15 protein-coding genes and 1 pseudogene are annotated in these 18,626 nt (G+C 71.5%); 4 read left to right on the top strand and 12 right to left on the bottom strand.

What is annotated here, in order from left to right:
• Positions 1-4: 4 nt before the first annotated feature.
• From FPZ22_RS08815 to FPZ22_RS08805, 3 genes are read right to left on the bottom strand one after another with little or no spacing between them, the layout of a single operon-like run.
• On the bottom strand, positions 5-1,867 hold the full coding sequence (locus FPZ22_RS08815; protein ID WP_144892240.1) for a CIA30 family protein: 1,863 nt from the start codon (positions 1,865-1,867) through the stop codon (positions 5-7).
• Positions 1,868-1,876: 9 nt separating this feature from the next.
• Positions 1,877-2,656: an ABC transporter permease gene (locus FPZ22_RS08810; protein WP_144892238.1), complete on the bottom strand. Its 780-nt coding sequence runs from the start codon at positions 2,654-2,656 to the stop codon at positions 1,877-1,879.
• On the bottom strand, positions 2,656-3,570 hold the full coding sequence (locus tag FPZ22_RS08805; protein WP_144892236.1) for an ABC transporter ATP-binding protein: 915 nt from the start codon (positions 3,568-3,570) through the stop codon (positions 2,656-2,658). Before FPZ22_RS08805 ends, FPZ22_RS08810 begins: the two co-directional genes overlap by 1 nt.
• A gap of 149 nt (positions 3,571-3,719) precedes the next feature.
• On the opposite strand from FPZ22_RS08805, the gene FPZ22_RS08800 reads away from it, so the two are divergent.
• The 4 genes from FPZ22_RS08800 to FPZ22_RS08785 all read left to right on the top strand — a co-directional run bounded on the left by FPZ22_RS08800 (position 3,720) and on the right by FPZ22_RS08785 (position 8,273).
• Positions 3,720-4,964, top strand: a complete 1,245-nt coding sequence (locus FPZ22_RS08800) for an efflux RND transporter periplasmic adaptor subunit (RefSeq protein WP_144892234.1) — start codon at positions 3,720-3,722, stop codon at positions 4,962-4,964.
• 35 nt (positions 4,965-4,999) lie between these two features.
• Entirely contained in the window at positions 5,000-5,692 is a 693-nt protein-coding gene (locus FPZ22_RS08795) for an ABC transporter ATP-binding protein (RefSeq protein ID WP_144892232.1), read from the top strand.
• A 64-nt stretch (positions 5,693-5,756) separates the two neighbouring features.
• The gene (locus tag FPZ22_RS08790; RefSeq protein ID WP_144892230.1) at positions 5,757-6,923 is read left to right on the top strand and encodes an ABC transporter permease; all 1,167 of its coding nucleotides are present in this window, start codon (positions 5,757-5,759) and stop codon (positions 6,921-6,923) included.
• A 24-nt stretch (positions 6,924-6,947) separates the two neighbouring features.
• Positions 6,948-8,273, top strand: coding sequence for an ABC transporter permease (locus FPZ22_RS08785; RefSeq protein WP_144892228.1), 1,326 nt, complete (start codon positions 6,948-6,950; stop codon positions 8,271-8,273).
• A 45-nt stretch (positions 8,274-8,318) separates the two neighbouring features.
• On the opposite strand, the gene rarD is transcribed toward FPZ22_RS08785, so the two are convergent.
• From rarD to mltB, 9 genes and pseudogenes are all read right to left on the bottom strand, one after another.
• Positions 8,319-9,221, bottom strand: a complete 903-nt coding sequence (gene rarD / locus FPZ22_RS08780) for an EamA family transporter RarD (RefSeq protein WP_144892226.1) — start codon at positions 9,219-9,221, stop codon at positions 8,319-8,321.
• A 2-nt stretch (positions 9,222-9,223) separates the two neighbouring features.
• Positions 9,224-10,210, bottom strand: a complete 987-nt coding sequence (yedA, locus tag FPZ22_RS08775; protein ID WP_144892224.1) for a drug/metabolite exporter YedA — start codon at positions 10,208-10,210, stop codon at positions 9,224-9,226.
• A gap of 143 nt (positions 10,211-10,353) precedes the next feature.
• Positions 10,354-12,541: pseudogene (locus FPZ22_RS08770) on the bottom strand (carboxy terminal-processing peptidase).
• Between the two features lie 157 nt (positions 12,542-12,698).
• Positions 12,699-13,709: a lipoyl synthase gene (gene lipA, locus FPZ22_RS08765; protein ID WP_144892222.1), complete on the bottom strand. Its 1,011-nt coding sequence runs from the start codon at positions 13,707-13,709 to the stop codon at positions 12,699-12,701.
• A 109-nt stretch (positions 13,710-13,818) separates the two neighbouring features.
• A complete protein-coding gene (gene lipB, locus FPZ22_RS08760) occupies positions 13,819-14,535 on the bottom strand; it encodes a lipoyl(octanoyl) transferase LipB (RefSeq protein ID WP_144892220.1) in 717 nt (238 codons plus the stop codon).
• Entirely contained in the window at positions 14,523-14,735 is a 213-nt protein-coding gene (locus FPZ22_RS08755) for a DUF493 family protein (RefSeq protein WP_425462998.1), read from the bottom strand. The genes lipB and FPZ22_RS08755 overlap by 13 nt, the downstream gene beginning before the upstream one ends.
• Before the next feature lie 107 nt (positions 14,736-14,842).
• Positions 14,843-16,066 carry a D-alanyl-D-alanine carboxypeptidase family protein gene (locus FPZ22_RS08750; RefSeq protein ID WP_144892218.1) on the bottom strand — a complete coding sequence of 408 codons (1,224 nt, stop codon included), beginning with the start codon at positions 16,064-16,066 and terminating at the stop codon, positions 14,843-14,845.
• A gap of 76 nt (positions 16,067-16,142) precedes the next feature.
• Complete coding sequence (locus FPZ22_RS08745; RefSeq protein WP_144892216.1) at positions 16,143-17,429, bottom strand: septal ring lytic transglycosylase RlpA family protein; 1,287 nt, start codon at positions 17,427-17,429, stop codon at positions 16,143-16,145.
• The gene (gene mltB, locus FPZ22_RS08740) at positions 17,426-18,559 is read right to left on the bottom strand and encodes a lytic murein transglycosylase B (protein WP_144892214.1); all 1,134 of its coding nucleotides are present in this window, start codon (positions 18,557-18,559) and stop codon (positions 17,426-17,428) included. The genes FPZ22_RS08745 and mltB overlap by 4 nt, the downstream gene beginning before the upstream one ends.
• Positions 18,560-18,626: the final 67 nt, after the last annotated feature.

Here is an 18,626-nt window from a genome sequence, read left to right as displayed (position 1 = left end):
CCACTCAGCGCAGCTCGACCCGGTCGATGAACAGTTCGAAGCCGCCTTCGGGAAGACCGGCGGCGATCGCCACCGCGCGCAGGGTCGCGGGATCCGCGCCGGCGAAGGTCGACAGCGGGATGCGCACTTCGCTCCACGCGGGGCCGGCGGTGAAGGACTGCATGGCCGGCATCGACTGCATCGAAGGGCCCGAGAACAGCATCGCCTGGTAGACGCGGCCGTCGCCGCGCGCCTGGAAGACCAGCTCGGTGCGCGCCGAGGCGTCGACCGGCTGCATCGGTTCCGCGCCGGGATGGAACATGGTGCCGGCCCAGGGGAAGGCGAAGCCAGGGCGGATCTCACCGTGCACGCGCAGCGCGCCGTGCGAGCCGGCCGCGCCGCCTCCGGTCCAGGCCTGGTCGGCGATGGACGTGCCACCGACGATGGCGTCGGTGGTGAGCTGCCAGCCGTGGCCGAAGCGGACGCTCGTGCCGCCGTCCTCGAAGTCCGCCACCAACGCGCCTTCCGGGATCATGGGCACGGCCAGGACACGGTCCATGCGCGGGCGCGCGACGGCGTGGCCGTTCTTCCAGACGCCGGCGATGGCGCGGGTGACGGTGATGTCGGCGGTCGGATCGCCCTCGACCAGCAGCAGATCGGCGCGCAGTCCGGGCGCGATGCGGCCGCGGTCGCCGAGACCGAAGCGGCGCGCGGGGACCGAAGTCGCGGCGGCGAGGGCGTCGGTCGGCGACAGCCCGGCGCGCACCAGAAGCGCGAGTTCGCCGTGCATGCTGGCGCCGTGGGCCGTCCCCGGATTCCCGGCATCCGTGCCCGCAAGCACGTCCACGCCGGCGGCATGCAGGGCACCGACGCTGCGCAGTGCGCTGGCCAGCGCCTGCGGACGCGCCGGACCCGGGAAAGTGGCGGAGAGCGTCGCGCGCTGGTCGGCACCGACCCAGGGAGCCAGGCGCGCGTCGCCGGCGAGCGTGGCACCGCTGTCGTCCCGGGCGAAGCCGGCGATCACCGACAGCGTCGGCACCACGAAACTGCCCGCGTCCCGCGCCGCGGCGACGAACGCCGGCGAGGCCGGGACGTCATGGAAGACATGCACCAGGCCATCGGCGCCGGACGCCACTGCGTGCAGGGCATCGGCCTGCGACGCGGCGTGGACCAGAGCCAGGCGCCCACCCGCCTGCGCGGCGGCGATCGCCTCTCCCACCTGCGCCGGGGTGATCGTCGGCAGCCGCCGCGTCCCGGAGTGCGTGCTGAAGTCCTCGACGATCAGCTTGATGTAGTCGGAGCCCTCGGCCACGCGTGCGGCGACGAAGGCGGCGGCGTCTCCGTCGACAGGCAGCGTGGGCACCGCGATTCCGAACTGGGTGCCGTGCCCGCCCTCGGTGGTGACGGTGGCGCCCGCGGTCCACAGGTCCGCCTGCGTGGTCGCGGCCAGGGACTCGCGCTGCGCACGAAGCTCCGGGATCCGGTTCCAGTCGCCGAACATGTCCAGCTCTGCGGTGACTCCGAAGCGCAGGGCATCGCGCTGCGCGTCGCCCCAGCTGTGGGTATGCGCATCGATGAAGCCCGGCAACAGGGTGCGACCACTGCCGTCGACGACGTCGATGCCCTCGGGGATCGCGACGTCCGCGCCCACTGCTTCGATGCGTCCATCACGGACGATGACGTTGGCGACGGGCAGCACGCGCTCGCCGTCGAACACGCGCACGCCGGAGAGCGCGAACGCCGCGCCCTCTCCTCCGGAAGGCAGGACGATGGCCTGGTCGGCCGCGGCGGCGGCCGGGGCCGGGGCCGGGGACTGTGCAAGCACCACGGCGCCGGTGATGGCGGCAGCGATGGCACTTGCGGCGAGGATCTCTGGCCAGCGGTTCATGTGGTGGGCTCAACCGCGCCGCGCCAGCCTGGCGCGCGCCAGGACGAAGAAGCCGAGCGTGACCGCGGCCAGTACGCCCACGTGCATCGCCACCGGCTGTCCGGCATCCATGTCCACCACCTTCAGCGCCAGTTGCCCGTGGTGGTACGACGGCCACGCCGGCGCCAGCCGCGCCAGCGCATCGGGCAGCGCCGACAGCGGCAGCCACAGGCCGGACAGGAATGACATCGGCAGATAGAGCAGGTTGACCACCACCGGCGCGGCCGAGCCGCCGGCGAGGCTGCCGATATACAGGCCCAGCGCGCAGAACGGGAGCGCGCCGGCCACGTGCACCGCCCACAGCAGCAGCCACTGCGAGGGAGACAGCGCCACCCGGGCCAGGGTCGCCGCGATCGTCGCCAGCAGCAGGCAGACCAGGGCCGAGAACAGCAGCGCCGTCGCCATCTTCGCCAGCAGGTACGCGCCCGGCGGCACCGGCAACGCGCGCTTGAGCGCGAGCAGGCCGCGTTCGCGATCCATGGCCACGGTCACGCCGAAACCGAACAGCGCCGCGCCCATCACCCCGAACACGCCATAGGTCGCGAGCAGGTACTGGCTGGCGCCGCCGCCGCGGTTCATGGCCACGCCGAACAGCAGGTAGAACATCACCGGGAACAACAGCGTGGGCAGGGCGAACATCGGCGTGCGCATCAGACCCAGGAACTCGTACTTCGCCTCCAGCAGGTAGCTGCGCAGGGCGAAGCGTGGGTGGGCGGCAGGCGCGGCGGATGCATCGACGATCGTGTCCATCACGCGGCCTCCGTGAGCGGCGCTTCGCGGGTGATTTCGAGGAAGGCCTCGGCGAGGCCGGCGCGGCTGACGTCGAGGTCCGACAGCGCCGCGTCGGCGGCGAGCAGGCGGCGCACGACGTCCTCCGCGATACCGGCAACCACGTCCAGGCGCACACCATCGCGCCTGGCCGAACGTACCCCCGGCCAGCGCGCGACCGCCTCGACGTCGAGCGTGGTCACGCAGCGGATGCGACGCTGGTCGACGCGCGCGCGCACCGCCTCCAGGCTGCCTTCGGCCACGACGCGTCCGCCGGCCAGCACCACCACGCGGTCGGCCAGGGCCTCGGCCTCTTCCAGGTAATGCGTGGTCAGCAGCACCGAGGCACCTTCAGCGACCAGATCGCGCACGCCATGCCAGAGGCCCTGGCGGGCTTCAATGTCCAGGCCGGTCGTGGGCTCGTCGAGGAACAGCAGGGTCGGCCGTCCGCAGATCGCGAGCGCGAACTGGACGCGGCGCTGCTGGCCGCCGGAGAGCGCGTCATAGCGACGCCCGAGCAGTCCGGCGAGGCCCGCGATCGCCGCGCATTCGGCGACACTGCGCGGGTCGGGATAGTAGCTGCGGGTCAGGTCGAGCAACTCCCGCACCTTCAGCGTCGGTGGCAGCGCGCCGGACTGCAGCATCACGCCGACGCCGCGACGCGCGGCCAGCGTGCCGGGGGCACGGCCCGAGAGGCGGACTTCGCCCGCATCGGGTGCGACCAGGCCGAGCAGGAGCGAGATCGCACTGGTCTTCCCCGCGCCATTGGCGCCGAGCAGGGCCAGCACCTGGCCGCCGTGCAGCTCGAGGTCGACGCCGTCCAGGGCGAGCGTCCGCCCGTAGCGCTTGTGCGCGCCCTCGAGGCTGGCCAGCGGGATGTCGAAGCGGTGTGTCATGGATCGCCCTCCTTCGGGAGGCGTCCAGAGTGCGAGCTGGCGCATTCGCAGGGCAGTCGCGGCCATCACCCATCGAACCTGACAGCCGTCAGGTGACGTCGGCCCGTCCAGCGGTCACACTCCGGCCCTTGCCGTCGTCAAGGGATCCGATGAACAGCAAAGCCGACCTGTTGAAGGAACTCCGCATCGAGCGGCGGCCCGAGCCGCCACCGTCCCGGCGCGGCCTGTGGATCACGCTCGCGGTCATCGTCGTGGCGCTGCTGGCGGGTGCCGTCTGGGCGCTGCTGGGCGGCGAGCGCGGCGTGGAGGTGCGCACCGCCCCGGCCATCGCGGTCGGTGGTGCCGGCGGCAGCGGCGCGGCCTCGGTGCTCGACGCCAGCGGCTACGTCGTCGCGCGGCGCATGGCGACCGTCTCGGCCAAGATCACCGGCCGCGTGCGCGAGGTGCTGATCGAGGAAGGCATGGCGGTGGCCGAGGGCCAGGTCATGGCCACCCTCGACCCGATCGACGCCGATGCCCAGAACGACCTTGCGCGTGCGCAGCTCGCCGCCACGCGCAGCCAGGTCGACGGCGTGCGCGCCCAGCTGGTGGAGGCCGAGGCGAACGCCCGCCGGCTGTCGCAGCTGGTGCAGGGCCAGCTGGTGTCGCGGGCGCAGTACGAGCAGGCGGTGGCGCAGCGCGACACCCTGCGCGCCCAGCTCGCCACGGCGCAGCGCAGTGCCCGTGTCGCCGACGAGCAGCTGCGCATCAGCGGCATCGGCGTCGACAACACCATTGTCCGCGCGCCCTTCGCCGGCGTGGTCATCGCCAAGGCCGCGCAGCCCGGCGAGATCGTGTCGCCGCTGTCGGCCGGCGGCGGCTTCACCCGTACCGGCATCGGCACCATCGTCGACATGGACTCGCTCGAGATCGAAGTCGATGTCGGCGAGGCCTACATCGGTCGCGTACAGGCGAAGATGCCGGTCGAGGCCACGCTCAACGCCTACCCGGACTGGAAGATCCCGGCCGAGGTGATCGCCATCATCCCCACCGCCGACCGCGGCAAGGCCACGGTCAAGGTGCGCGTGGCCCTGAAGGAAAAGGATCCGCGGATCGTGCCCGACATGGGCGTGACCGTGAGCTTCCTCGAGCGCGCGCCGGGCGACGCCGGAGAGGTGCCGCGCGGCGTGCGCGTGCCCGCCGCCGCGATCGCCAGCCGCGACGGCGGCGAGGTCGCCTTCGTGGTCGCCGGCGAGGCCGGCGGCGAAGTGGCCGAACTGCGCACCGTGGGCACCACCGCCGCTCCCGGTGGCCAGCGCACCGTGGTCTCCGGCATCGCGCCGGGCGAGACCGTCGTACTCGATCCACCGGCGTCCCTGGGCGACGGTGACAGGATCCGCATCGTCGCCGAATGACCCCGCGTCGCCCCATCGGACACAAGGCAGGCCCCATGAGCACCCTAGTATCGATCCGCAACCTCACCAAGACCTACCAGCGCGGGCCGGAGAAGGTCGACGTGCTGCACGGCATCGACCTCGACATCGCCCGCGGCGACTTCGTGGCCCTGATGGGGCCGTCGGGTTCGGGCAAGACCACGCTGCTGAACCTGATCGGCGGGCTGGATGCGCCCACCAGCGGCGAGATCGACGTCGACGGCCAGCGCATCGACCGCATGGGCGCCGGCGAACTGGCCAGCTGGCGCAGCCGGAACGTCGGCTACGTCTTCCAGTTCTACAACCTGATGCCGGCGCTCACGGCGCAGAAAAACGTCGAGCTGCCGCTGCTGCTGACGAAGCTCGGCGGCGCGCAGCGCAAGCGGCACGCGCAGATCGCGCTGGAGCTGGTGGGCCTGTCCGACCGTGTGTCGCACAAACCGGCGGAACTCTCCGGCGGCCAGCAGCAGCGCGTGGCGATCGCGCGCGCGATCGTCTCCGACCCGACGCTGCTGATCTGCGACGAGCCCACCGGCGACCTCGACCGCCATTCGGCCGAGGAGATCCTGGGCCTGCTGCAGGAACTCAACCGCGAGCACGGCAAGACCATCGTCATGGTCACCCACGACCCGAAGGCCGCCGGCTACGCCAGCCACACCCTGCACCTGGACAAGGGCGTGCTGGTCGAGCAGCCCGAGCACGCCGCCTGAGAGTCCCGCCTGACCGGCCGGACCGCCGCACGCGGCGGCACCGGCCCGGCCCAAGGAGACCGCCATGAAGTACCTGCACCTGATCTGGGCGGCGCTGTTCCGGCGCAAGGCCCGCACCTTCCTGACCCTGGCCTCGATCGTGGCCGCGTTCCTGCTGTTCGGCCTGCTCGACGGTATCCGCACCAGCTTCGCCGAGCTCGGGCGCAATGCCGACGGCGCGCAGCGCCTGCAGACCGCCTCGAAGCTGTCCTTCATCGAAACCCTGCCGATCTCGCTGCAGTCGCGCATCGCCGGCATCGACAACATCGAGGCGGTGACCCACGCCAACTGGTTCGGCGGCGCCTACCAGGACCCGAAGAACCAGCTGTTCACCTTCGCCGTCGCATCGAACTACCTCGACCTCTACCCGGAGATCGAAGTCGATCCGGCGGAGCTCGAAGCATGGAAGCGCAACCGTACCGGCATGCTGGTGGGCGAAACGATGATGAGGCGCTTCGACTGGGAAGTCGGCCAGCGCATCCCGCTGCAGTCGACCATCTATCCCAACAGCGACGGCAGCCTCGACTGGGCCTTCGACATCGTGGGCACGCTGCGCGCGAAAGACGGCAAGGGCGGCGGCTTCACCGACGCACTGATCCTGATGCACTACGACTATTTCGAGGAATCCACGCCCTATATCGACGGCGACGTCGGCTGGTACATCAGCCGCGTCTCCGACGTGCGGCGCAGCGACGCCGCGGCCAGGGCCATCGACGCGCTGTCGGCCAACTCGCCGCACGAGACCAGGACCATGAGCGAGCAGGCGGCGATGGCCTCGCAGCTCAAGCAGATGGCCGACATCGGTCTGATCGTCGGCTCGATCATGGGCGCGGTCTTCTTCACCCTGCTCCTGCTCACCGGCAACACCATGGCGCAGGCGGTGCGGGAACGCACCTCGGAGCTGGCGGTGCTGAAGACCCTCGGCTTCTCCAGCGGCAGCGTGCTGGGGATGGTGCTGGCCGAGTCGATGCTGATGGTGGTGATCGGTGGCGTGATCGGCCTGGGCCTGGCGGCGCTGATCGGCGCCGGCGCCACGACCGCCAGCGGCGGCCTCGTCAACCTGCCTCCCGTGGGCCTGCAGAGCTGGCTGCTGGGCCTGGCCCTGATGCTCGGCATCGGCCTGCTGGTGGGCGCACTGCCCGCGCTGCGCGCCATGCGCCTGAACATCGTCGACGCCCTCGCGGGCCGCTGACCGCAGACACAAGGGGACATGCAGATGAAAGGTTTCGGGAAGTTCCTCCGCGGCGCCGGACTGGTCCTGCTGCTCGCGGCGGCGCTCGCGGTGTGGATCGTCCTGCCCTGGTGGGCGCTGCTGGCCGTGGCCGCGGCGATCGCGCTGTGGATGCTGGGCACGCGCAGCGGTCGCCAGGCGGCCTCGGTGACCGGCGTCGGCATCGGCACGCTGTCGCAGCGGCTGGGCGCGTCGTCGGTGGTGGTGATCGGCATCGCCGGCGTGGTCGGCGTGCTGGTGGCGCTGCTGGCCATGGCCGAAGGCTATCGGCACACGGTCAGCAGCAGCGGCGACGAGGAGACGGCGATCGTCCTCCGCGGCGGCTCCTCGGCCGAGCTGATGTCCGTGCTGGGGCGCGACGCCATCACCACCATCGAGCGCGCGCCGGAGATCGCGCGCGATGCCGACGGCCGGCCGCTGGCCTCGCCGGAGCTGGTGGTGGCGGCCAACCTGCCGCTCCGCGGCGGCGGCGCCGACGAGGATGGCAGCGTGCAGCTGCGCGGCGTCGGCGACATGGCCTGGGCGGTGCGGCCGAACGTGACCGTGGTGGAAGGCCGCCGTTTCGAGGCCGGCAAGCGCGAACTGGTCGTGGGCAAGGGCGCGCGGCGCCAGTTCACCGGACTCGAACCCGGCGCCGAGGTGCGGCTCGGCACCCAGCCCTGGACCGTGGTCGGCGTGTTCGAATCCGGCGACTCGATGGAGTCGGAGATGTGGGCCGACGCCGGGATCGTCGCCACCACCTATCGCCGCGGCAGCAGCCGCGCCTCGGTGTTCGCGCGCCTGGCCGACGCCTCCTCCTTCAAGGCCTTCAAGGCCACGCTGGCCGCCGACCCGCGGCTGCAGGTCGAGGCCCGGACCACGCTCGAGTACTTCCAGGCGCAGTCGGAAAGCGTGTCGAAGCTGCTGCGCATCATCGGCATCGTGGTCGGCTCGATCATGGCCATCGGTGCGGTGTTCGGCGCGCTCAACACCATGTTCGCGAGCGTCGCCTCGCGCGCCCGCGAGATCGCCACCCTGCGTGCGATCGGCTTCCGCGGCATGCCGGTGGTGGTGGCGGTGATGCTGGAGACCATGCTGCTGGCCCTGCTGGGCGGCGCGCTCGGCGGGCTGCTGGCCTGGCTGGTGTTCAACGGCTATACCGCGTCCACCCTGGCCGGCGGCATGTCGCAGCTGACCTTCGAGTTCAAGGTCTCGCCGGGGCTGCTGTGGGAAGGCCTGAAGTGGGCGCTGGCGATCGGCTTCGTCGGCGGACTGTTCCCGGCGGTGCGTGCGGCCACGATGCCGGTCACCGACGCCCTGCGCGCGGCCTGACACGCCTGCCGGCGGCGCATGGCCCCGGGCAGGAACGCCGGGGCGTCAGGCCTGCTGCGCGACGATCCGGCGCCGCGCGCGCAGGAAGCCGTCGATCGCGAAGACCGCCAGCCCCGCCCAGATCATCGCGAAGCCGATGGCGCGGTCGCGGCCGAAGGCCTCGCCGAACACCAGCACGCCGCACAGCAGCTGCAGCGTCGGCGCCAGGTACTGCAGCAGGCCGACGGTGGACAGCGACACCTGGCGCACCGCGTAGGCGAACCCGATCAGCGGCAGCGCGGTGAGCGCTCCGCCCAGCACCAGCAGCAGGTTGGTGCCCCAGCCCCAGCGCAGGCTGAAGAAGCCGCCGCCACCGCCCGGCTCCAGCCAGGCCAGCAGCGCCGCCGCCGGCACCAGCAGGTACAGGTTCTCCACGCCCAGCCCGGCCACCGCGTCCACCTGCGCCTGCCGGCGGATCAGGCCGTACAGCGCGAACGAGCCCGCCAGCGCCATCGCGATCCAGGGGAAGCTGCCGTAGTTGAAGGTCAGCCAGAGCACGCCGCAGGCGGCCAGCGCCACCGCCACCCATTGCGCCGGCAGCAGGCGCTCGCGCAGGAACATCACGCCGATCACCACGTTGAGCAGCGGGTTGATGAAATATCCCAGGCTGGTCTCGACGACGTGACCGGCGTTCACCGCCCAGACGTACAGGCTCCAGTTGAAGCCGATCAGAAGGCCCGAGGCGAGCAGCATGGCCGCGAGCCGCGGCTGCGACAGCACCGCGCGCAGCCAGCCGCGCCCGCGCGTCAGGGTGAGGAAGGCCGCCACCAGCAGCGCCGACCACAGCGCGCGGTGCAGGACCACCTGCAGCGAGGGCACCTGCTTGAGCAGGTGCCAGTACAGCGGCATCAGGCCCCAGATCACGAAGGCCGCGACCGCCATCCAGAGGCCGCGGGTGCGCGCGTCCATGCTCAACGGCGCGGATCCGCGTCGCCGGCCGCGGCGACCGGTTCTGCCACGGGCGACGGCGCCGCCTGCAGCGGCACGGGCCGGCGCCGGCGCGCGCTGGCCACGGTGATCGCGACCACGCCGGCCAGAATCACCGCCATCGCGCCGAGGTCGTTGGCGCCGAAGCGCTCGCCCGCCAGCAGGGTGCCCAGCAGCACCGCGATCACCGGGTTCACGTAGGCGTAGCTGCCCAGCAGCGAGGCGCGCACGTTCTGCAGCAGCCAGGCATAGGCCGAGAACGCCACGATCGAACCGAACACGGCCAGGTAGGACACCGCCAGCCAGCCGCGCAGCGTGGGCATGGCCTCGATGCGCTCGCCCAGCAGCACGCCCGCCAGCACCAGCAGCACGCCGCCGCAGAGCATCTGCGCCGCGGCCGCCATGAACGGCGACGGCAGCGCGCGGCCACGGCTCCACACCGAGCCGAAGGCCCAGGCCAGCGGCGCCACCAGCAGCGCGATCAGTCCCTGCGGCGAGGCGGTGAGCGAACTGCCGGCGTTGAGCCAGGCCACGCCCGCGAAGCCGATCGCCAGGCCGACGATCTCCAGCCGCGAGGGCCGCTCGCCGCGCAGCGCCGCGAACAGGCCGATCCACAGCGGACAGGAGGCCACGGCCACGGCCGCGAGGCCGGAGGACACCGTCTGCTGCGCGATGCATACCATGCCGTTGCCGAGTCCCAGCAGCAGCAGTCCCATGAACCACAGGTCGCGCCACTGCACGCGCGTCGGCGCCGGCACGCCGCGGGCGCGCAGCACCGCGTACAGCAACCCGCCGGCGGCGAGGAAGCGCAGTCCCGCCATAAGCAGCGGCGGCCAGCCGCCCTCGAGCGCGAAGCGGATGCCCAGGTAGGTCGAGCCCCAGACCAGGTAGACCGCTCCCAGCGCGAGCGCGACGGCCATCGCGCCGGGCGGCGTGGCTGCGGAAACAGGGGTCGGCGAAGCGGCACCCATGGTGCGATCCGTGCGTAGGGGAGGAAAGGAAGCGGCCGGCGGAAATCCGCCGGCCGCCCGTCATTCTACGCTCTGGCCCGTCATTCGACCCCTCGGCCTGCCCATCATCCGACCGTCCGGAGGCGGGTCCGCCGCGGGCGGGTTCAGCGCGCCCAGCGGCCGGGGCCGGTGGACTCGGGCAGCACGGCGGCGGACAGCTGGCGGTCGCCGTCGAGCAGGCGCACCGCGTCGGCGAGGATGGCGGCGGACTCCCTCAACAGCGGGTCCGGTCGCTTCTCCGCGGCCTCCTCGCGTGCAGTGTCGGCGGCGATGTCGCGCTCGTTCGCGGTCAGGCCGTCGTCGGCGGCGAGTTCGGCCAGCGGATCGAGGTCCAGGCCCAGCCGCTTGCGCTCCTCCTGGCGCGCCTGGCGCTTGGCGGCCTGGCGATCGCGCTCGGCGCGGCGCTCGGCCTCGTTGAGCGAGATGTATTCCTTCTCGGCCTCGGCGCGGAACTCGGCCACGTCCTCTTTCCACCACTTGAATTCCAGGTCTTCCGCCACGCGACCGGCGTGCAGTTCGCCCAGCTGCGGCAGCAGCGGCGCGAAGTTGCCGTAGCGGATGTGCGGCACCGCCGAGATCCGGGTCCAGGGCAGCGCGTTGTCGTAGGTGCTTTCGCCGAACTCGCTGCCGTTGACCGTGGCCGGGAAGCGGATGTCCGGCACGACGCCCTTGTTCTGGGTGCTGGCGCCGCCCGGCAGGAAGAACTGCGCGACCGTCATCTTGACCTGGCCGTGGCGCGTGCCCTCGTTGGCCGGCCAGCGGTCGAGGTCGAACAGGTTCTGCACCGTGCCCTTGCCGAAGGTGGTCTCGCCGATCACCAGTCCCCGGCCGTAGTCCTGGATGGCGCCGGCGACGATCTCGGAGGCCGAGGCCGAGGCGCGGTTGACCAGCACCGCGAGCGGGCCGTCCCAGGCCACGCCGGCCTTGCGGTCGGATTCGACGCTGACCCGGCCGCCCGATTCGCGCACCTGGACCACGGGACCGGTATCGATGAACAGTCCGGTGAGCTCCACCGCCTCGTTGAGCGAGCCGCCACCGTTGTTGCGCAGGTCGAGCACGATGCCGTCCACGCCCTGCCCGCGGAACTCGCCGAGGAGCCGCGCCACGTCGCGGGTGGCCGAGGCGTAGTCGCCGTTGCCGGCTGCGCCGGCCCTCGAAGTCCTGGTAGAACGCAGGCAGCTCGATCACGCCGATGCGCTTCGCGCCGCCGGTCGCGTCGCGCGGAACGTCGAGCACCTTGGCCTTGGCCGCCTGTTCCTCCAGCCGCACCCGCGCGCGGGTCAGGGTGATGCGCACCGGCTCGCTGTCGAGCACGGCCTCCACGGGCACCACGTCCAGCCGCACCGCGGTGCCGGCCTTGCCCTTGATCTTCTCGACCACGTCGTCGATGCGCCAGCCGACCACGTCCTCCATCGGCCCGCTGGTGCCCTGGCCGACGCCGACGATGCGGTCGCCGGGGGTGAACCGGTTGCTGGCCGCCGCCGGACCACCCGGGATCAGCTCGCGGATCACCACCACGTCGTCCTGCTTCTGCAGCTGTGCGCCGATGCCTTCCAGCGACAACGACATGCTCTGGTTGAACAGGCCCGCGGTGCGCGGATTGAAGTAGTCGGTATGCGGGTCGATCGACGCCGTGTAGGCGTTGAGGAAGGTCTGGAACGCGTCCTCGGCGTTGAGCTGGGAGGCGTTGGTGGCGATGTTGGAATAGCGCTTGTCGAGCGTGGCGCGGATCTCGGCCGGCTCCTTGCCCGCCAGCTTCAGACGCAGCCAGTCGTTGCGCACCGACTTCTTCCACAGCGCGTCGAGCTCGGCCTGGTCGCCGGCCCAGGGCGCGTCCTCGCGGTCGTAGTACCAGCGCTCCGCGCCCGTGAAATCGAAGATGTCCTGCTCCAGCAGTCCGCGCGCATGCTCCACCCGCTCGGCCACGCGCTGCTTGTAGAGGCCGTAGATCTCCATCGCCGGGTCGGTGTCGCCCTGGCGGACCGCCTCGCCCATGCGCGCCTTCAGCCCCTGGAAGCGCGCGATGTCGCCGGCGTCGAAGAACAGCTTGTTGCCGTCCAGCGCCTCGAGGTAGCGGCGGAAGATGTCCTGCGACAGCGTGGCGTCGAGGCCGCGCGGCCGGTAGGCGTAGCGGCTGTCCGACAGCAGGCCGTAGACCAGCCGCGAGGTGGTGGCGTGGTCGGTGGTCGGCACCGCCGGGATCACGTCGCCGGCGGCGCGCGCCATCATGCCCAGCGGCATGGCGAGGGCCAGCGCGATGGCGGTGGCGGACAGGACGTGGCGTGCGTTCATGGCAGTGCTCGATGCTCGCGGGGGAGGCGCGGCGTCCACCGCACCATGCAGACCCTGCGAAGGGCCGGACAGTGCTGGAAGTCGCCCCGGTGCGCCCTGGGCCACTCTAACCGCGGTCCGGGGGCGGGGTGTGAATGGTTCGCCAGCGGCGCGTCGCTCAGGCGGCGAAGCCCGCGCCCGCGGCCTGGCGGTCGGCGTGGTAGGAGGAGCGCACCAGCGGTCCGGAGGCGACATGGCTGAAGCCGAGCGCCATGCCGTAGTCCTCGAAGGCCTTGAACTCGTCCGGCGTCCAGTAGCGCAGCACCGGGTGGTGGTGCGCGCTGGGCTGCAGGTACTGGCCGATGGTGACCATGTCGACGTCGTGCGCGCGCAGGTCGCGCAGGGTGGCTTCCACCTGCTCCCGGGTCTCGCCCAGGCCGAGCATGATCCCGGACTTGGTGGCGATGTCGGGGTGTCGCCCCTTGAAGCGCTGCAGCAGGGTCAGCGACCACTGGTAGTCGGCGCCCGGACGCACGTTGCGGTACAGGTCCGGGACGGTCTCGACGTTGTGGTTGAAGACGTCGGGCGGGTTCGTCGCCAGGATCTCCAGCGCCCGGTCCATGCGGCCCTTGCCGCGGAAGTCGGGTGTCAGGATCTCGATCTTCGTGCCCGGCGTGGCAGCGCGGATCGCGGTGATGCAGTCCACGAAATGCTGTGCCCCGCCGTCGCGCAGGTCGTCGCGGTCGACGCTGGTCACCACCACGTACTTCAGGCCCATGTCGGCCACGGTCTCCGCCAGCCGGCGCGGCTCGTCGGCGTCGGGCGGCTTCGGGCGGCCGTGGGCGACGTCGCAGAAGCTGCAGCGCCGCGTGCAGACCTCGCCCAGGATCATGAAGGTGGCGGTGCCGTGGCCGAAGCATTCGTGGATGTTCGGGCAGCTGGCGTCCTCGCACACGGTCACCAGGCGGTTCTCGCGGAGCTTCGACTTCAGGGCCGCGACCGCGCCATTGGACGGGATCCGGACCCGGATCCACGACGGCTTGCGCAGCACCGGCGCATCCACGAATTCCACCGGCGAGCGCCCGATCTTGTCACCGGCCACCTGCTTCACGCCGGGCACCAGCGAAGGCGGCGCCTCGTTGACCACGTTCAGCGGAATGGAGCGGGAATTTTCAGCGGTTTCGGACATTGTTTTTTCGCCACGGATTCACGCGGGTCAAGAGCGGATTTACACGGATGGAGCAAAAACAGGAGCCAGGTGGGTAAAAGCGAAATGCCCTCATCCCGGGCTCTTTCAATCAATCGCTTCCATCCGCGTGAATCCGCGGGAAATCCGCGTGAATCCGTGGCAAAGCGTCGTCTTTCACGGCCTCCACGGGCGCAAGACCGAACTGCGCGGCAAGCGCCGCGACCAGCGCGGGCGCGACGACGTCGAGGCTCGAGGGACCACCGCATTCTACCACCGAGGTGGTTTCCAGCCCGGCGTAGCCGCAGGGGTTGATGCGCCGGAACGGCTCGCGGTCCATCGCGATGTTGAAGGCCAGGCCGTGGAACGTGCAGCCGCGGCGGACGCGGATTCCGAGCGCCGCGATCTTGGCGCCTCCGACGTAGACACCCGGTGCACCCTCGCGGCGCTGCGCGTGGATGTTCCAGCCGGACAGGGTGTCGATCAGCGCCTGTTCGATGCGGCAGACGTATTCGCGCGCGCCGATCCGCAGGCGCCGCAGGTCGAGCAGCGGATAGGCCACCAGTTGCCCCGGACCGTGGTAGGTGACCTGGCCGCCGCGATCCACCTTGAGTACCGGGATGTCGCCCGGCGCCAGCACGTGCTCCGGCTTGCCGGCCTGGCCCAGGGTGAACACCGGATCGTGCTCGACCAGCCACAGTTCATCGGCGGTCCCGTCGCCGCGGGCATCGGTGAACGCCTGCATGGCGCGCCAGACCGGCCCATAGGCGCGCCGGCCGAGATCGCGCACCACCAGGGGGCGTGCCCCGGCCGCCGCTACAGCGTCCACTTCACCTCGGGATGCTCACGCAGCGCGGCGTGCGCGCTCTCGTACTCTTCGCGGGAGTTGGCGCGGAAGGTCAGACGCACGGACACGAAGCGGCCGCCGCTCGAAGACCGGCTGGTCAGCGTCTCGTGGACCACCAGAAGGCCGGCTGCGCGCAGCAGGTTGGGCACTTCGACCTCGAGCCCGGCCGACGCCGGCCCCATGGCGGTGATCTCGAAGTCCCCGGGGAACTGGGAAGCCGTGCTCGGGGTTGTCGGACTTGATTTCCATGTGCGGATTATGGGGCCGCCGGCGCGCGTTCCCAACGCCGTCAGAGCGACTGCCACCACATCAACAGTTCGTGCCACAGCCGCTTGAAGAACCCGGCCTCCGGGATCTCTTCGAGCGCCACCAGCGGCGCCTCGGCCAGCAGTCTGCCGTCGAGCATCACCCGCACCTTGCCCACTTCCTGGCCGCGCGCGATCGGCGCCACCAGGGTCCGCGGCACGTCCATGCTCGGCTGCAGCTTCGCGTACTGGCCGCGCTGCATGCTGACCAGCAGCGGCTCGGCGACCCCCAGCTGGAGCTCGTCGGCCTTGCCCTTCCAGACCTTCTGCGTCGCCACCGGCGCCCCGGCGGCGTACAGCTCGTGCGTCTCGAAGAAGCGGAAGCCCCAGTTCAGCAGCGCCTGCGAATCGGTGGCGCGCTGCGCCTCGCCAGTCGAGCCCATGACCACCGAGATCAGGCGCTGCTCGCCGCGCTTGGCCGAGGCCATCAGGCAGTAGCCGGCACCTGAATGGTGGCCGGTCTTGATGCCGTCCACGGTGCTGTCGCGCCAGAGCAGGACGTTGCGGTTGCGCTGGGTGATCGGGCCGACCGTGAATTCCTTGATCGCGTTGAAGGCGTAGTGCTCCGGGTAGTCCCGCGCCAGCGCGCGGCCGAGCAGCGCCAGGTCGCGCGCGGTCGAATAGTGCTCCGGGTCGGACAGGCCGTGGGAGTTCACGAAGTGGGTGTTCTTCATGCCGATGCGCGCGGCATAGGCGTTCATCAGCGAGGCGAAGGCGTCCTCGGATCCGGCGACGTGTTCGGCCAGGGCGATCGCGGCGTCGTTGCCCGACTGCACGGTCATGCCCTTTTCCATCTCGATCAGCTTCGCGGTCTTGTTGACCTCGAAACCGCTGTAGCTGCCGTCGGTGCCGGCGCCACCGGTGCGCCAGGCGTTGACGCTCATCATCACGTCGTCGTCGGCGCTGATCTTGCCCGCGGCCATCTCCGCGGCGATCACGTAGCTGGTCATCACCTTGGTGATGCTCGCGGGCTCCACTCGCTGGTCGACGTTCTCGCCCGCGAGCACCTGGCCGGTGGTGTAGTCCATCAGCAGCCAGGCGGTGCCGGTGACGGCGGGCGCGTCCGGCATCGGCAGCTGGTCGCTCAGCGCGGCGGGTGCGGAGGGGGACGCAGGCGCCGCGGGCGCAGGGTCCTGGGCGAATGCGAGGCCAAGCGTGGCGACGGAAACAGCGGCGATCAGCGCGACGCGGATGGCGGGGACTTTCATCGGCAACGGAACTCCGGGGACTTCGTGCCGCCCGCGGACGGGCGGCGTGGACTGACGGACATGGTAACCGTGCGCTTCATTCGCGCACGGGATGAGGCGTGCCGAATCCCAGGCCCGCGACGCGGTCGCGCAGCTCGGCCAGCCCGGCGGGCTCGACCGGGCCCACGCGCAGGCGCCACACCGGCTTGCCGGCGGCGATGCCATCGTGCAGGCGCGCGCCGGCGATGCCGGCGCCGCGCAGCATGGCCAGGGCGCGCTCGGCGTTGTCCCGCGAACCGAAGGCGGCGATCTGGAGCAGGATGCTTCCGGCCGCATCCGCGATCATTTTCGCGGTGGGCGGAGGCGGAGCCACGGGAGCGTCGACGGCGGGGTCGGGCGTGCCGGGACTGCCGGTGGCGACAGCCACGCGACGGACTTTCATCCAGGCATCGAACTCGTCGGCGGTCATCGCGCGACCGTCCCGGGTCATGTCGAAACGCCAGTCGTTGTCACTTCCACGGTCATCGTCGCCTGCGACCACGGCCGCAGTGGCCACGGTGGCCGCCGTGGCCGCCGCGGCGGCCGGCAGGGCCGCGACCAGACCGTCCATCGCACTCGGCGGCGCCGGCTGCCCCCCGCCCGTGGCCGCACGCACCCCGGGCGGCTGCCCGTCGGACGGCTCGACCGCCGCGACCCGGGTGTCGGGCGCGTGGCGTGCATTTTCACCGGGGCTCAGCGCGCGCACCTCGACCCGCGCCGTCCCGCGGGGATGCACGCCGATCCTGACCGCCGCCGCGTAGCTCAGGTCGACCACGCGGCCTGCGTGGAAGGGCCCCCGGTCGTTCACCCGCACCACCACGGAGCGCCCGTTCTCGAGATTGGTCACCCGCGCGAAGCTCGGCAGCGGCAGCGACTTGTGCGCCGCGGTGAACGCGTACATGTCGTACACCTCCTGGTTGGAGGTGCGGCGACCGTGGAACTTCTGGCCGTAGTACGAGGCCAGGCCGGTCTCGACGAAACCTTCGGGCTCGTCGAGCACGCGGTAGGACTTGCCCAGCACCGTATAGGTCGGCCCATTGCCGTAGCGCGACCGCGGCAGCGCCACCACCTCGGGCTCCGGGATGGCGTCGACGTCCGGCAGGTAGTCGGGGATGGTGTCGGCGACCCCGGGCTTGTACAGGCCGCCCGCCACGTAGTCGCCCCGGGTGGAAGGATCCTCCTGCGCCGGCGCATAGGGCGAGACCCTGGGGCCGGCCGGGGTCACGGCGCTGGTCGGGGGTGCGACCGGCGGCTCCTCGCGCTTCGGTGCGCCCGCGCAGCCGGCGAGCAGCACGACCAGCGCGGCGAGTGCCCGGCACGCGGACTTCGCGCGCCCGACGCTCATTGCGCCCCGTTCCCCGCGATCGCCTGCGCCAGCTGGTGCACGGCCAGTGAGTACATCGGTGAGCGGTTGTAGCGGCTGATGACGTAGAAGTTCCGGTAGCCGAACCAGTACTCGGGACCATCGGCACCGTCGAAGGACAGCAGGGTGGCGCCTTCGGCCAGCGGCTCCCCCGGCAGCGGGCGATAGCCGCGCGCGGCCAGGTCGGAGAGCCGGTGCACCGGGTCCAGGCCTTCGGGCCGGAAATCCTCGGCGCCGTCGTCGCGGGCGGCGCGCGCGACCACCGGCGCTCCGCGCTCCCAGCCGTGGACCACGAAGTAGTTGGCGATCGAGGCGAACACGTCGGGCGTGTGCGTGATCAGGTCGCGACGGCCGTCGCCGTCGCCGTCCTTCGCCCACAGCCGATAGCTGGAGGGCATGAACTGGCCCATGCCCATGGCTCCGGCGTAGCTGCCCTTGAGCCCGCTGATGTCGAGCTGCGGCTCCTCTTCGGCCAGCGCGAACAGCTGCGCCAGCTCGCCGGCGAAGAACGGCGCGCGCTTGGGAAAGCCGAAGGCCAGCGTGTACAGCGCATCGAGCACGCGATGGTTGCCGGTGACGCGGCCGTAGCTGGTCTCGACGCCGATGATCGCGACGATGTATTCCGGCGGCACGCCGCTGTCCGCGGCCACGCGTTCCAGCGCCTCGCGGTGTTCGGCGAGGAAGGCGCGGCCGCCCTGGATGCGGGCGTCGTTGATGAAGATCGGGCGGTAGTCGCGCCACGGGCGCACGGCCTCGGCCGGGCGCGACATGGCGTCGATGATCGACTGTTTGTGCTCGGCGCCGGCGAGCGCGTCGCGGATGCGCTGGCGATCGACGCCATACGTCTCCGCGGCGTAGTCGACGAAGGCGGCGATGCGCTGCTCGCGGCCGATCGCGGGGTCGGTGACCGACGCCGGCGCCACCGGCCGCTCGGCCGGCTGCGGCACCTGGGGCAGGATCGCCGGTCCGGCGCCGGACGACGACGTCGCCTGTACCTGCTTCGCCCCTGCGGCGGGATCCGGCATGGGAACGGTCTCCGCCGGGGTCGCGCATGCGAACAGCGCGAGCGACGCAAGGGAGGCTGCAATGAGGGTCAGGGGTCGCGTAGGCATCGGCCGCGAGGTTATCACGCAGCCCCGCGGACACGTCCCGGCACGACGTGAACGGAACACCAACCGA

The sequence above is a fragment of the Luteimonas granuli genome (genome assembly GCF_007795095.1).
GTDB lineage: Bacteria > Pseudomonadota > Gammaproteobacteria > Xanthomonadales > Xanthomonadaceae > Luteimonas > Luteimonas granuli.
The sequence above is the reverse complement of the archived record's forward strand: the minus strand, read 5'-3'. Positions and strand labels throughout refer to the sequence as shown.